This window comes from Streptomyces sp. NRRL B-1140 (assembly GCF_001280065.1).
Classification (GTDB): Bacteria; Actinomycetota; Actinomycetes; order Streptomycetales; family Streptomycetaceae; genus Streptomyces.
The window spans coordinates 1-13,375 of the sequence record NZ_LGEA01000118.1; the positions used below are offsets into that span (position 1 = coordinate 1).

The window sequence follows — 13,375 nt, forward strand, 5'->3', positions numbered from 1 at the left end:
TAGGCGCGGGTCAGGGCGGCGCCGCCGAGGATGACCGGGTAGCCGGAGGCCAGGCCGCGCTGGTTGAGCTCCTCCAGGTTCTCCTTCATGATCACGGTGGACTTCACCAGCAGTCCGGACATGCCGATCACGTCGGCCTTGTGCTCCTCGGCGGCTTCCAGGATCGCGGAGACCGGCTGCTTGATGCCCAGGTTGACCACGTTGTAGCCGTTGTTGGACAGGATGATGTCGACGAGGTTCTTGCCGATGTCATGGACGTCGCCGCGCACCGTGGCCAGCACGATGGTGCCCTTGCCGGCCTCGTCGCTCTTCTCCATGTGCGGTTCGAGGTGGGCGACGGCCGTCTTCATGACCTCGGCGGACTGCAGGACGAACGGCAGCTGCATCTGGCCGGAGCCGAACAGCTCGCCGACGACCTTCATGCCGTCCAGCAGGGTCTCGTTGACGATGTCGAGTGCGGGCCGCTCCTGGAGGGCCTCGTCGAGGTCGGCTTCGAGGCCGTTGCGCTCGCCGTCGATGATGCGGCGCTTGAGGCGCTCGTCCAGGGGCAGGGCGGCCAGTTCCTCGGCCTTGCCGGCCTTGAGGGACTTGGCGGTGGCGCCCTCGAAGAGCTGCATGAGCTTTTGCAGCGGGTCGTAGCCCTCGGCGCGGCGGTCGTGGATGAGGTCCAGGGCCGTCTGGACCTCCTCCTCGCTGAAGCGGGCGATCGGCAGGATCTTGCTGGCGTGCACGATCGCCGAGTCCAGGCCCGCCTTGACGCACTCGTCGAGGAAGACGGAGTTGAGCAGGATGCGGGCGGCCGGGTTGAGGCCGAAGGAGATGTTGGACAGGCCGAGCGTGGTCTGCACCTTCGGGTGGCGCCGCTTCAGCTCGCGGATGCCCTCGATGGTGGCGACACCGTCCTTGCGGGACTCCTCCTGGCCGGTGCAGATGGTGAAGGTGAGGCAGTCGACGAGGATGTCCTCCTCGCGGATGCCCCAGTTGCCGGTCAGGTCGTCGATGAGCCGTTCGGCGATCTCGACCTTCTTCTCGGCGGTGCGGGCCTGGCCCTCCTCGTCGATGGTCAGCGCGATGAGGGCCGCGCCGTGCTCCTGCGCCAGGGCGGTGACCTTGGCGAAGCGGGACTCGGGGCCGTCGCCGTCCTCGTAGTTGACCGAGTTGATCACCGCGCGGCCGCCGAGCTTCTCCAGGCCCGCCCGGATGACGTCGACCTCGGTGGAGTCCAGCACGATGGGCAGCGTGGAGGCGGTGGCGAAACGCCCGGCCAGCTCCTCCATGTCCGCGACGCCGTCACGGCCCACGTAGTCCACGCACAGGTCCAGCATGTGCGCGCCTTCGCGGATCTGGTCGCGGGCCATCTCCACGCAGTCGTCCCAGCGGCCCTCCAGCATGGCCTCACGGAACTTCTTCGAGCCGTTGGCGTTGGTGCGCTCACCGATGGCCAGGTAGGAGGTGTCCTGCCGGAACGGCACGGACTGGTACAGCTCGGGCTGCGGAGCGCGCTCGGTCGGGGTGACGTCCCGGACGCGCTCGACCAGCTGACGCAGGTGCTCGGGGGTGGTGCCGCAGCAGCCGCCGACGAGGGAGAGTCCGTAGTCCCGGACGAAGGTGCCCTGCGCCTCGGCCAGCTCGGGCGCGGTCAATGGATAGTGGGCGCCGTCCTTGGTCAGCACCGGCAGGCCGGCGTTGGGCATGCAGGACAGCGGGATGCGCGAGTGCCGGGAGAGGAAGCGCAGGTGCTCGCTCATCTCGGCGGGGCCGGTGGCGCAGTTCAGGCCGATCATGTCGATGCCGAGCGGCTCCAGTGCGGTCAGGGCCGCGCCGATCTCGGAGCCGAGCAGCATGGTGCCGGTCGTCTCGACCGTCACCGACACGATCAGCGGTACGGCGTGCCCGGTGGCCTCCATGGCCCGGCGGGCGGCGATGACGGAGGCCTTGGTCTGGAGGAGGTCCTGCGTGGTCTCCACGAGCAGGGCGTCGGCGCCGCCGGCGAGCAGGCCCTCGGCGTTCTGCTGGTAGGCGTCGCGGATGGCGCCGAAGGTGGTGTGGCCGAGGGTGGGCAGCTTGGTGCCAGGGCCCATCGAGCCGAGTACCCAGCGCTGCCGGCCGGTGCTGCGGGTGAACTCGTCGGCCACCTCGCGGGCGATCCGGGCGCCGGCCTCGGACAGCTCGGTGACGCGCTCGGGGATGTCGTACTCGCCGAGGGCGGTGAGGTTGGCGCCGAAGGTGTTGGTCTCCACGCAGTCCACACCGGCGTCGAAGTACTCGGCGTGGACCGAACGGACGATGTCCGGCCGCGTCAGGTTGAGGATCTCGTTGCAGCCCTCGAGGTTCTCGAAGTCCTCGAGCGTGGGGTCCTGCGCCTGGAGCATGGTGCCCATGGCTCCGTCGGCCACGACCACTCGGGTGGCCAGGGCTTCTCGGAACGCGGACACACGGGCCCGGCTGTCGGTGGAAGGGGTCGGCGGCAACGCGGCCATGGAAGAGGCTCCCTCGGATGCGACGGCTGTCGGCTTTGCGTCTTCCCGGACAGCCAGGGGGCATCCGGGGACGGGCGCACCGCGCCAGCGTAACCGGGAGTGGGCTTGGATGGGCAGCGCGTCCACGGGGCGGACTCCGGTGGCATCGGACCGGCCGTCCGGGTGACACGTCGGTCATCCTGGCGCAACAAAAGGCGACGAGCCATTAGCGAGAGGTCGACATCGACCGGTAGTGTTCGACATTGCCGAACGAGGGCTGTGGTGACGCTCGTCGGCGGTCGAAGGGGACGGAGGCAGTACGGCGATGGCACGGAACATCCAGTCGCTCGAACGGGCGGCCGCGATGCTGCGGCTGCTCGCGGGCGGCGAGCGGCGGCTCGGCCTGTCGGACATCGCCTCGTCGCTGGGCCTGGCCAAAGGCACCGCCCACGGCATCCTGCGCACCCTCCAGCAGGAGGGCTTCGTGGAGCAGGACGACGCCTCCGGGCGCTATCAGCTGGGCGCGGAGCTGCTGCGCCTGGGCACCACCTACCTGGATGTGCACGAACTGCGGGCGCGCGCCCTGGTGTGGGCGGACGACCTGGCCCGGTCCAGTGGCGAGAGCGTCTACCTGGGGGTTCTGCACCAGCAGGGCGTTCTGATCGTGCACCACGTCTTCCGGCCCGACGACAGCCGCCAGGTCCTGGAGATCGGGGCCATGCAGCCCCTGCACTCCACGGCGCTGGGCAAGGTGCTGTCCGCCTACGACCCGGTGGCGCACAGCGAGGCGCTGGAGGCCGACCGAAAGGCGTTCACCGACCGGACGGTGTGCGAGCCCGAGGGCTTCGAGCACATCCTCGACGTCACCCGCGCGCGTGGGTACGCGGCGGACGTGGAGGAGACCTGGGAGGGCGTGGCCTCCATCGCCGCCCCCATCCACGACCGGCGGCGCATGCCGGTCGGCTCGGTGGGCATCACGGGCGCCGTGGAGCGCCTGTGCCGACCCGACGACGAGGCAGCGCTGCGGCCCGAGCTGATCGCGGCCGTACGGGACTGCGCCCGCGCGGTCTCACGGGACCTGGGCGCCGGGCGGTTCTGAGGGCACACGAGCGGACCGGGGCGCCACAGGGCGTTCCGGTCCTCGGCATGTCCGCGCTCACCTGCGGCAAAGATCACTGGGGCGGCGGCGATCAGTAACGATCAGATTTTCGAGTCCACAGCCCTTGACGTGCTCGTAACGCCGAAGCAAGACTCCCGTCCATCGGTCGACATTGTCGAACAGCTACCGGCAATACGCGCTAGAGTGTGACAACGCCAGGCCGGTATCGAACTTCCCTGGACGTAGGACAAAGGAGTCGCGGGTGTCCAGCTCCGACATCTTCATCGGCGAGACCATCGGTACCGCCATACTCATCCTCCTCGGCGGCGGCGTCTGTGCCGCCGTCACGTTGAAGGCCTCCAAGGCTCGTAACGCCGGCTGGCTCGCCATCACCTTCGGGTGGGGCTTCGCGGTGCTCACGGCCGTCTACACCTCGGCGCCGCTGTCCGGCGCCCATCTGAACCCGGCCGTGACGCTGGCCATCGCCATCAAGGACGGCGACTGGAAGAACGTCCCGGTCTACTTCGCCGGCCAGCTCCTCGGCGCCATGATCGGTGCCGCTCTGGTCTGGGTCGCTTACTACGGTCAGTTCCACGCGCACCTCACCGACCGCGAGATAGTCGGCGGGCCGGGTGCGCAGGACACCACGGCCAAGGCCGTCGAGGCCCAGGAGCAGGGCGCCGGCCCCGTGCTGGGCGTCTTCTCCACCGGTCCCGAGGTCCGGGTCGCCTGGCAGAACATCGCGACGGAGGTCATCGGCACCATCGTGCTGGTGCTCGCCGTGCTCACCCAGGGCCTGAACGACAAGGGCAACGGCCTGGGCAACCTGGGCGCCCTGATCACCGCGCTCGTCGTGGTCTCGATCGGCCTGTCCCTCGGCGGCCCGACGGGGTACGCGATCAACCCGGCCCGTGACCTCGGTCCGCGCATCGTGCACGCCCTGCTGCCACTGCCCAACAAGGGCGGCTCCGACTGGGGCTACGCCTGGGTCCCCGTGGTGGCTCCGCTGATCGGCGGCGCCATCGCGGCGGGCATCTACAACGTCGCATTCGCCTAGGAGCGATTCCCCGTCCTGACGGGAAACTTCCAGCACGCGCCGTACGTAAAGCCCCATAAACCCGGAATTACCAGGAGCACACAGTGACCGACGCGCACACCGCCGGCCCGTTCATCGCCGCCATCGACCAGGGCACGACCTCCAGCCGCTGCATCGTCTTCGACCGTGACGGCCGGATCGTCTCCGTCGACCAGAAGGAGCACGAGCAGATCTTCCCGAAGCCGGGATGGGTCGAGCACAACGCCACCGAGATCTGGACGAACGTCCAGGAGGTCGTCGCCGGAGCCATCGAGAAGGCCGGCATCACCCGCGACGACATCAAGGCCATCGGCATCACCAACCAGCGCGAGACGACCGTGCTGTGGGACAAGAACACCGGTGAGCCCGTCCACAACGCCATCGTGTGGCAGGACACCCGCACCGACGCCCTCTGCCGCGAGCTCGGCCGCAACGTCGGCCAGGACCGCTTCCGCCGCGAGACGGGCCTGCCGCTCGCCTCCTACTTCGCCGGCCCCAAGGCCCGCTGGCTGCTCGACAACGTCGACGGCCTGAAGGAGCGCGCCGAGGCGGGCGACATCCTCTTCGGCACCATGGACACCTGGGTCATCTGGAACCTGACCGGTGGTGTCAACGGCGGCAAGCACGTCACGGACGTCACCAACGCCTCGCGCACGATGCTCATGAACCTGCACACCATGCAGTGGGACGACAAGATCGCCGAGTCGATCGGGGTGCCGCTGCAGATCCTCCCCGAGATCCGCTCCTCCGCGGAGGTCTACGGCGAGATCACCGGCGGGAAGCTGGGCGACCTGCTCGGCGGCATCCCGGTCGCCTCGGCGCTCGGCGACCAGCAGGCGGCCCTGTTCGGCCAGACCTGTTTCGCCGAGGGCGAGACCAAGTCGACCTACGGCACCGGCACCTTCATGGTGATGAACACCGGTGACAAGATCATCAACTCCTACAGCGGCCTGCTGACGACGGTCGGCTACAAGATCGGCGACCAGAACACGGTCTACGCCCTGGAGGGCTCGATCGCCGTCACCGGTTCGCTGGTGCAGTGGATGCGCGACCAGATGGGCCTGATCTCCACCGCCGCCGAGATCGAGACCCTCGCCCTGTCGGTCGAGGACAACGGCGGCGCCTACTTCGTGCCGGCCTTCTCCGGTCTGTTCGCCCCGTACTGGCGCTCCGACGCCCGCGGTGTGATCGCCGGCCTCACCCGGTACGTCACCAAGGCGCACCTCGCGCGCGCCGTCCTGGAGGCCACCGCCTGGCAGACGCGGGAGATCGCCGACGCCATGACGAAGGACTCCGGCGTGGAGCTGACCGCCCTCAAGGTCGACGGCGGTATGACCTCCAACAACCTGCTGATGCAGACCCTCGCCGACTTCGTGGACGCCCCCGTGGTGCGCCCGATGGTCGCCGAGACCACCTGCCTCGGCGCCGCCTACGCCGCCGGTCTCGCCGTCGGCTTCTGGAACAGCACCGACGACCTGCGCGCCAACTGGCGCCGGGCCGCCGAGTGGACCCCCCGCATGGACGCGGAGACCCGCGCCCGTGAGTACAAGAACTGGCTCAAGGCCGTCGAGCGGACCATGGGCTGGCTCGAGGACGAGGAGTAAGAAACAGCATGACCACCAAGTCCACCCTGCAGTCCGTGCCTGCCCTGGGGACGCACCCGGCCTCCGGCTCGAACCCGAGCCGAGCCGAGACCAGGGAGCAGCTCTCCAAGGCGTCGTACGACCTTCTCGTGATCGGCGGCGGCATTCTGGGCATCTCCACCGCCTGGCACGCCGCGCAGTCCGGCCTCAGGGTGGCTCTGGTGGATGCCGGCGACTTCGCCGGCGCCACGTCCTCCGCCTCCTCCAAGCTGCTCCACGGCGGTCTGCGCTACCTGCAGACCGGCGCGGTGAAGCTGGTGGCGGAGAACCACTTCGAGCGCCGTGCGGTCTCCCGCCAGGTGGCTCCCCACCTGGCGAACCCGCTCACGTTCTACCTCCCCGTGTACAAGGGCGGGCCGCACGGCGCGGCGAAGCTCGGCGCGGGCGTCTTCGCCTACTCCGCGCTCTCCGCGTTCGGTGACGGCGTCGGCCACCTCCTGTCCCCCGCCAAGGCGGCGCAGGACGTGCCGGAGCTGCGCACCGAGAACCTCAAGGCCGTGGCCGTCTACGGCGACGACCAGATGAACGACGCGCGCATGGCGCTGATGACGGTCCGCGGGGCCGTCGAGGCGGGCGCGGTCGTCCTGAACCACGCCGAGGTGACGGGCCTGCGCTTCACGCAGGGCCGGGTCACGGGTGCAGAGCTGAAGGACCGTCTCTCCGGTGACGAGTTCGGTGTCAGCGCCCGGCTGGTGCTCAACGCGACCGGCCCCTGGGTCGACCACCTGCGCAAGATGGAGGACCCGAACGCGGCGCCGTCCATCCGCCTGTCGAAGGGCGCGCACCTGGTCCTCAAGCGCACCTCTCCCTGGAAGGCCGCACTCGCGACCCCGATCGACAAGTACCGCATCACCTTCGCCCTCCCCTGGGAGGACATGCTGCTGCTCGGCACCACCGACGAGGAGTTCGAGGGCGACCCGGCGGACGTCTCGGTCACCGAGAAGGACATAGCCCAGATCCTCGACGAGGCCGCCTTCTCGGTGCGTGACCAGCAGCTGGACCGCGACCTGATCACCTACTCCTTCGCGGGCCTGCGAGTGCTGCCGGGCGGCCCGGGCGACACCTCCAAGGCCAAGCGCGAGACGGTCGTCACCGAGGGCAGGGGCGGCATGCTGTCCGTCGCGGGCGGCAAGTGGACCACGTTCCGCCACATCGGCCGGACGATCATGAAGAAGCTGGAGGCGCTGCCGGGCCACCCGCTGGGCGACGACTTCGAGCCGATCAGCGCACTGCCGAAGAAGCTGCCGCTGCCCGGTATCGCCAACCCGCGCGCGGTCGCCCACCGGCTGCTCACCGACCGGCCGGCCCCGGGCCCGCGCATGGCGGCGGACACGGCCAGGCACCTGGCCACGCACTACGGCTCGCTGGCCTTCGACATCGCCCGCCTGGCCAACGAGAGCCCCGAGCTCGCCGAGCGCGTCCACCCGGACGCCCCGGAGATCTGGGCGCAGGTCGTCTGGGCCCGGGACCACGAGTGGGCCGAGACGCAGGACGACGTGCTGCGCCGCCGCACGACGCTGACGATCCGCGGCCTCGCCACGGACGACGTCCGCGCCAAGGTGCAGGACGTGCTCGACAAGAAGTAGACGCGGGTACCGGGGGACCCCATCCCGGCAGGGGCGGCTCCACGCCGACGGAGCCGCCCCTGCCGCGTTCCCGTGGCCGCATAATGACCTGATACGTCGGAGGTCTTAAACGCACAGGGAGGCCGCCATGGCAGTCACCGACGAGGCGATCGAGAAGATCAAGGGGATGATCGTCTCCGGCGCGCTGCGCCCGGGCGACCGGCTGCCCAAGGAGAGCGAACTCGCCGCCGACCTCGGGTTGTCGCGCAACTCCCTGCGGGAGGCCGTGCGCGCCCTGTCGCTGATCAGGATCCTCGACGTGCGGCAGGGCGACGGCACGTACGTCACCAGCCTCGACCCGCAACTCCTGCTGGAGGCGATGAGCTTCGTCGTCGACTTCCACCGCGACGACACGGTGCTGGAGTTCCTGGCCGTACGCCGCATCCTGGAGCCGGCGGCGACCGCCATGGCGGCGCTGCGGATCAGCGAACAGCAGCTGGACGCGCTCGGCGCCCAGCTGGACAAGCTCGGCGACACCCCGTCCGTGGAGGACCTCGTCGCCTGCGACCTGGAGTTCCACCGGGGCATCGTGCAGAGCTCGGGCAACTCCGTGCTGTGCTCGCTGCTCGACGGTCTGTCAGGGCCCACGACCCGGGCCCGCATCTGGCGCGGTCTCACCCAGGAGGACGCCGTCGCCCGCACCCTGCACGAGCACCGCGCGATCCTGGCCGCCCTGCGCGACCGGGACCCCGAGGCGGCGCGCTCGTGGGCGACCGTCCACGTCGCGAGTGTCGAGCAGTGGCTGCGCTCCACCCTGTGACCAGGGCCTCGCGGACTGTCCGGGCGCATCCGGGGTGTTCAGGAGCGGATCACGGGGCAGTGATGGGGTCACTCCCCCTGCAAGGGGGCTGCGGGCGCCCCCGCGGCACGCCGTAAGGTTGGGTGGTCAAGCGAGGGCACGTCGGAAGGAGGCGCTGGGTGATCGAGCTCGAGGGGGTTCCCGAGCTGGTCGACCCGGTCATGGTGGCCGCGTTCGAGGGCTGGAACGATGCCGGCGACGCCGCCTCCACCGCGGTCGCGCATCTGAACCGGGAATGGAAGGGCGAGGTGTTCGCGGCGCTGGACGCCGAGGACTACTACGACTTCCAGGTCAACCGCCCCACGGTGTTCATGGAGGCGGGCGTCCGCAAGATCACCTGGCCCACGACCAGGCTGTCGGTGGTCCGGGTCGGCGGTGAGAAGCCGCGCGACCTCGTCCTCGTCCGGGGCATCGAACCGTCCATGCGGTGGCGTTCGTTCTGCAACGAACTGCTGGGCTTCGCGCACGAGCTGGGGGTGGAACTGGTGGTCGTCCTGGGCGCCCTGCTAGGCGACACCCCGCACACCCGTCCGGTTCCGATCAGCGGCACGACGTCCGACCCGGACCTGGCCCGCCGCATGGACCTGGAGGAGACCAAGTACGAGGGCCCCACGGGCATCGTCGGCGTCCTCCAGGAGGCGTGCACGCACGCGGGTGTCCCGGCCGTCTCGCTGTGGGCCGCGGTGCCGCACTACGTGTCGCAGCCGCCGAACCCGAAGGCCACCCTGGCGCTGCTGAACCGCCTGGAGGACCTGATCGACGTGCGTATCCCGCTGGGCGAGCTGCCCGAGGACGCGCGCGCCTGGCAGGTCGGCGTGGACCAGCTGGCCGCCGAGGACAGCGAGGTCGCCGAGTACGTCCAGTCGCTGGAGGAGGCCCGGGACACCGCCGAGCTGCCGGAGGCGTCCGGGGAGGCCATCGCCCGGGAGTTCGAGCGCTACCTGCGGCGCCACGACGGCGGCGGGCCGTCCGCGCCCGGCGGTCACGCCACGGCGGACGGCAGCGACAGCACGTCGTACCTGCGGGACAACCCCAGCGGCCGCACCCGCCCGCCGAAGCCGCCGAAGCCGGGCAAGGACGACGACGAGTCGTCGGAGGACTGAGCACCGCACGCATACGCCGCAGGGGCGTCTCCCGTCCGGGTGACGCCCCTGCGTGTGCCTCTCGTTACAGCGCCACGCCCAGCAGCGCGTCCACCGCCCGGGAGACCACCCCGGGCGCGCCGATGTCCGTGCCGCCGTCACGCTCCTGGAGCGCGACCCAGCGGTCGACCGCGGCGAGCGCGGCCGGGGCGTCCAGGTCGTTAGCGAGGGCCTCGCGGATCTCGTCGACGAGCGCCTCCGCCGGCGGCCCGTCGGGCCGGGAGACGGCGGCCCGCCAGCGGCCGAGCCGCGCGACGGCGTCCTGGAGTACCTGGTCGGTGTACTCCCAGTCGGCGCGGTAGTGGTGCGCGAGCAGCGTGAGCCGGATGGCGGCCGGGTCGACGCCGTCGTGCCGGAGCCTGGAGACGAACACCAGGTTGCCCTTGGACTTGGACATCTTCTCGCCGTCCAGGGCGACCATGCCGGCGTGCACGTAGGCCTTGGCCATGGGGAACTCGCCGGTGAGGGCCTGGGCGTGCGAGGCGCCCATCTCGTGGTGCGGGAAGGCCAGGTCGGAGCCGCCGCCCTGGATGTCGAAGCCCATGCCGAGGTGGTCGAGGGCGATGGCCACGCACTCGATGTGCCAGCCGGGGCGTCCGCGCCCGAGGGATCCGCCGTCCCAGCTGGGCTCGCCCTCGCGGGCCGCCATCCACAGCATCGGGTCGAGCGGGTTCTTCTTGCCGGGGCGGTCCGGGTCGCCGCCACGCTCGGCGGACAGCAGCCGCATCGCCGCGGCGTCGAGGTTCGAGACCTTGCCGAAGTGCGGGTCGGACTCGACGGAGAAGTAGACGTCCCCCTCCAGTTCGTAGGCCGCGCCGGCGTCCCGGAGCCGCTCGACGAGCGGGACGATGCCGGGTATGGCCTCGACGGCGCCTATGTACTGGCGGGGCGGGAGCATCCGCAGCGCCGTCATGTCCTCGCGGAAGAGGGCCGTCTCCTTCTCGGCGAGCGCGGCCCAGTCGACGCCGTCACGCTGCGCCCGTTCCAGGAGCGGATCGTCGACGTCGGTGACGTTCTGGACGTAGTGAACCTGCCGCTTGGTGTCGAGCCACACGCGCTGCACGAGGTCGAACGCGTTGTAGGTCGCCGCGTGTCCCAGATGTGTGGCGTCGTAGGGGGTGATGCCACAGACGTAGATACGGGCGACGGGACCGGGGTCGAGGGTGACGAGGCCGCCGGTCGCGGTGTCGTGGATCCTCAGGTCGCGGCCCTGACCAGGCAGGGCGGGGACCTCGGAAGCGGGCCAGGCATGCATGCCATGAGCCTAACCGGACTGAAGTTCCATATACGAATGGGAGCGGGCCACACGACCGAGAAGGCGCTCTTGCGGTGGCCCTCACGACTGTGCTGCTACACGGGTGGCCAGGGGATCGCCGGCCACTCACCGCTCGGTTCCGGGTGGGTCCCCGAGGCGAGCAGGGCAGTGACCCGTGCGCGGGTGGCCTCGATCTCGGCGCCGGTGATCAGCGGTTCGAGCCGCGCGGCGAGCGTCCCGCCCTGCGCCAGGTCCTTCCTGAGCCCTTCGAGGACGTCGGTGGCCTCCTGGGTGAGGGGCTCCCCCGCCCAGCCCCACAGCAGGGTCCGCAGTTTGTTCTCGGCGTTGAAGGTGACGCCGTGGTCGATGCCGTAGAGCCGCCCCTCACCGGTGGGCAGCAGATGTCCGCCCTTGCGGTCGGCGTTGTTGATGACCGCGTCGAGGACCGCGAGCCGCCGCAGCCTTTCGTCGTCGGCGTGCACGAGCAGCGCGGTGCGTCCTTCGCCGACCTCTGCGAAGCCGACCGCCTTCCAGCCCGGCTCCGGTTCCTCCGCGTCGACCAGGGCGAGCAGTTCCGCCTCGGGGCTCACCTCGACCCACAGCTGGCACATGCCCTCGCCGTAGGGGCCGTCGCGCAGCACGGTGGGCGGCACGAGGCTCCAGCCGGTCGCCTCGGAGACCTCGTACGCGGCGACCTCGCGCTGGGCCAGCGTTCCGTCGGGGAAGTCCCACAGGGGCCGCTCCCCCGCGACCGGCTTGTAGACGCAGGCCGCGTCCTCGCCGTCGTGGGACACCGTGCAGTACAGGGCCGCGTTGGAGGCCTCGCGGATGCGTCCGCGTACGGTCAGCTCGCCGCGGGCGAGCAGCTCGGCGGCGTTCGCGGGAGTCGTCACGCTCCGCGGCGGTATCCGTTCTGGCGCGGACATACGTGTCCTTCCGGGTCGAGCGGGAGGCTGCACAGCGGGCACGGCGGCCGTCCGGCGTTGACGACGTCGAGGGCGCGCTTGGCGAAGGCCCTGGCCTGGGTGCCGGTGAGGCGGACCCGCAGCATCGGCGGCCCGTTCTCCTCGTCCTGGAGCAGCCGCTCCTCGGCCTCGGCGAGGTCCTCCTCGGATTCCGCTTCCAGCTCCACGAGCGCCTGCGCCTCGACGATCATGAGCTGCTCGTCACCGTCCCAGGCGAGCGCCATGGTGCCGACCCGGAACTCCTCCTCGATGGGGGTGTCCAGCGGGGCGGTGTCGGTGTCCGAGGGGGCGACGGCGGGGACGTGGGCACTGCCGCCGCTACGGCGCACGACCTCGTCGAGCAGTTCGTCCATGCGCTCGGCCAGGGCGGCGACCTGGGTCTTCTCCAGGGCCACGCTGGTCACCCGGGAGCCGGCGGAGGCCTGGAGGAAGAACGAACGGCGCCCGGGCAGTCCGACCGTACCGGCCACGAAGCGCTCCGGATGGTCGTAGAGGAACACCTGACGGGACACGTCCTGTCTCCATTGGAATCGTGGGAACCGTGTGACCACGGCACTGCTGCGACCGCTTCACCCTACTGCGGTGAACGATCACGGTGCGCCCGCACCACCCCCGACTTCGGCCTCGCCGCCCGGCGCTTCCTCGCGCGGCACGAGGGACGTGAAGTCACCCGTGTCGCCGAGCCGTACGAGAAAGGGCCGCAGTCGTGTGTAGCGGATCGCTGTGATGGAACACGGTTCGACGGAAATCCGCTGGAAGAGGTCGAGGTGAAGCCCGAGGGCATCCGCCACGAGCGACTTGATGATGTCGCCGTGCGAGCACATGAGGTAGACGGCGTCGGCGCCGTGGTCGCGCTCCACGCGCGCGTTCCACTCGCGTACGGCCTCGGCGGCCCGCGTCTGCATGGACCGCATGGACTCCCCGCCGGGGAAGGCCGCCGCGGAGGGGTGCGCCTGCACGACCTCCATCAGGGGCTCGTCCGTGAGTTCGGCGAGCTTGCGCCCCGACCAGTCGCCGTAGTGGCACTCGCCGATGCGTTCGTCGGTGTGCGGGCTCAGCCGCGGCCGGGCGTCGAGGAGGGGCTGGATGGTCTCCTGGCAGCGCTGGAGCGGGCTGGTGACGATTTCGGAGAGGGGCACTTCGGACAGTCGCCCGGGCAGCGCGGCGGCCTGCGCGGCGCCGCGCTCGTCGAGGGCGACGCCGGGCGTCCAGCCGGCGAGCAGTCCCTCGGTGTTGGCGGTGGAGCGTCCGTGCCTGACCAGGATCAGCGTGGGCATGCGCTCCAGCGTAGGCGCACGCGCGCGTGTGGTGTC

At 70.5% G+C, this 13,375-nt stretch carries 11 protein-coding genes; 6 read left to right on the forward strand and 5 right to left on the reverse strand.

Annotated elements, in window-relative coordinates:
• Positions 1-2,480, reverse strand: a 2,480-nt coding sequence (gene metH, locus ADK65_RS28870; RefSeq protein WP_053673927.1) for a methionine synthase, incomplete at its 3' end; no start/stop codon positions are given.
• Between the two features lie 304 nt (positions 2,481-2,784).
• Between metH and ADK65_RS28875 the strand changes: the two genes are divergently transcribed.
• From ADK65_RS28875 to ADK65_RS28900, 6 genes are all read left to right on the forward strand, one after another.
• Positions 2,785-3,558, forward strand: coding sequence for an IclR family transcriptional regulator (locus ADK65_RS28875; protein ID WP_053673928.1), 774 nt, complete (start codon positions 2,785-2,787; stop codon positions 3,556-3,558).
• Between the two features lie 262 nt (positions 3,559-3,820).
• Entirely contained in the window at positions 3,821-4,615 is a 795-nt protein-coding gene (locus ADK65_RS28880; RefSeq protein ID WP_053673929.1) for an MIP/aquaporin family protein, read from the forward strand.
• Positions 4,616-4,698: 83 nt separating this feature from the next.
• On the forward strand, positions 4,699-6,237 hold the full coding sequence (glpK, locus tag ADK65_RS28885; RefSeq protein ID WP_053673930.1) for a glycerol kinase GlpK: 1,539 nt from the start codon (positions 4,699-4,701) through the stop codon (positions 6,235-6,237).
• An 8-nt stretch (positions 6,238-6,245) separates the two neighbouring features.
• Positions 6,246-7,862, forward strand: coding sequence for a glycerol-3-phosphate dehydrogenase/oxidase (locus ADK65_RS28890; RefSeq protein WP_053673931.1), 1,617 nt, complete (start codon positions 6,246-6,248; stop codon positions 7,860-7,862).
• 127 nt (positions 7,863-7,989) lie between these two features.
• Positions 7,990-8,661: a FadR/GntR family transcriptional regulator gene (locus tag ADK65_RS28895; RefSeq protein ID WP_053673932.1), complete on the forward strand. Its 672-nt coding sequence runs from the start codon at positions 7,990-7,992 to the stop codon at positions 8,659-8,661.
• 158 nt (positions 8,662-8,819) lie between these two features.
• Positions 8,820-9,803 (forward strand): PAC2 family protein, encoded by a 984-nt coding sequence (locus ADK65_RS28900; RefSeq protein ID WP_053673933.1) that lies wholly within the window; start codon positions 8,820-8,822, stop codon positions 9,801-9,803.
• Positions 9,804-9,867: 64 nt separating this feature from the next.
• Here the strand turns inward: ADK65_RS28900 and mshC are convergent, their stop codons facing one another.
• From mshC to ADK65_RS28920, 4 genes are all read right to left on the reverse strand, one after another.
• A complete protein-coding gene (mshC, locus tag ADK65_RS28905; protein ID WP_053673934.1) occupies positions 9,868-11,097 on the reverse strand; it encodes a cysteine--1-D-myo-inosityl 2-amino-2-deoxy-alpha-D-glucopyranoside ligase in 1,230 nt (409 codons plus the stop codon).
• Between the two features lie 95 nt (positions 11,098-11,192).
• Complete coding sequence (locus tag ADK65_RS28910; RefSeq protein ID WP_199825724.1) at positions 11,193-12,023, reverse strand: SCO1664 family protein; 831 nt, start codon at positions 12,021-12,023, stop codon at positions 11,193-11,195.
• Positions 11,987-12,574: a DUF3090 domain-containing protein gene (locus ADK65_RS28915; protein ID WP_053673936.1), complete on the reverse strand. Its 588-nt coding sequence runs from the start codon at positions 12,572-12,574 to the stop codon at positions 11,987-11,989. The genes ADK65_RS28910 and ADK65_RS28915 overlap by 37 nt, the downstream gene beginning before the upstream one ends.
• Positions 12,575-12,652: 78 nt before the next feature.
• Positions 12,653-13,339 (reverse strand): histidine phosphatase family protein, encoded by a 687-nt coding sequence (locus ADK65_RS28920; protein WP_053673937.1) that lies wholly within the window; start codon positions 13,337-13,339, stop codon positions 12,653-12,655.
• Positions 13,340-13,375 lie beyond the last annotated feature (36 nt).

What these genes read in the sequence shown, in the direction of transcription:
- ADK65_RS28875 (WP_053673928.1), top strand. Translation starts at nt 2,785, where the DNA reads ATGGCACGGAACATCCAGTCGCTCGAACGGGCGGCCGCGATGCTGCGG.
- ADK65_RS28890 (WP_053673931.1), top strand. Translation starts at nt 6,246, where the DNA reads ATGACCACCAAGTCCACCCTGCAGTCCGTGCCTGCCCTGGGGACGCAC.
- ADK65_RS28895 (WP_053673932.1), top strand. Translation starts at nt 7,990, where the DNA reads ATGGCAGTCACCGACGAGGCGATCGAGAAGATCAAGGGGATGATCGTC.
- mshC (WP_053673934.1), bottom strand. Translation starts at nt 11,097, where the DNA reads ATGCATGCCTGGCCCGCTTCCGAGGTCCCCGCCCTGCCTGGTCAGGGC.
- ADK65_RS28910 (WP_199825724.1), bottom strand. Translation starts at nt 12,023, where the DNA reads ATGTCCGCGCCAGAACGGATACCGCCGCGGAGCGTGACGACTCCCGCG.
- ADK65_RS28920 (WP_053673937.1), bottom strand. Translation starts at nt 13,339, where the DNA reads ATGCCCACGCTGATCCTGGTCAGGCACGGACGCTCCACCGCCAACACC.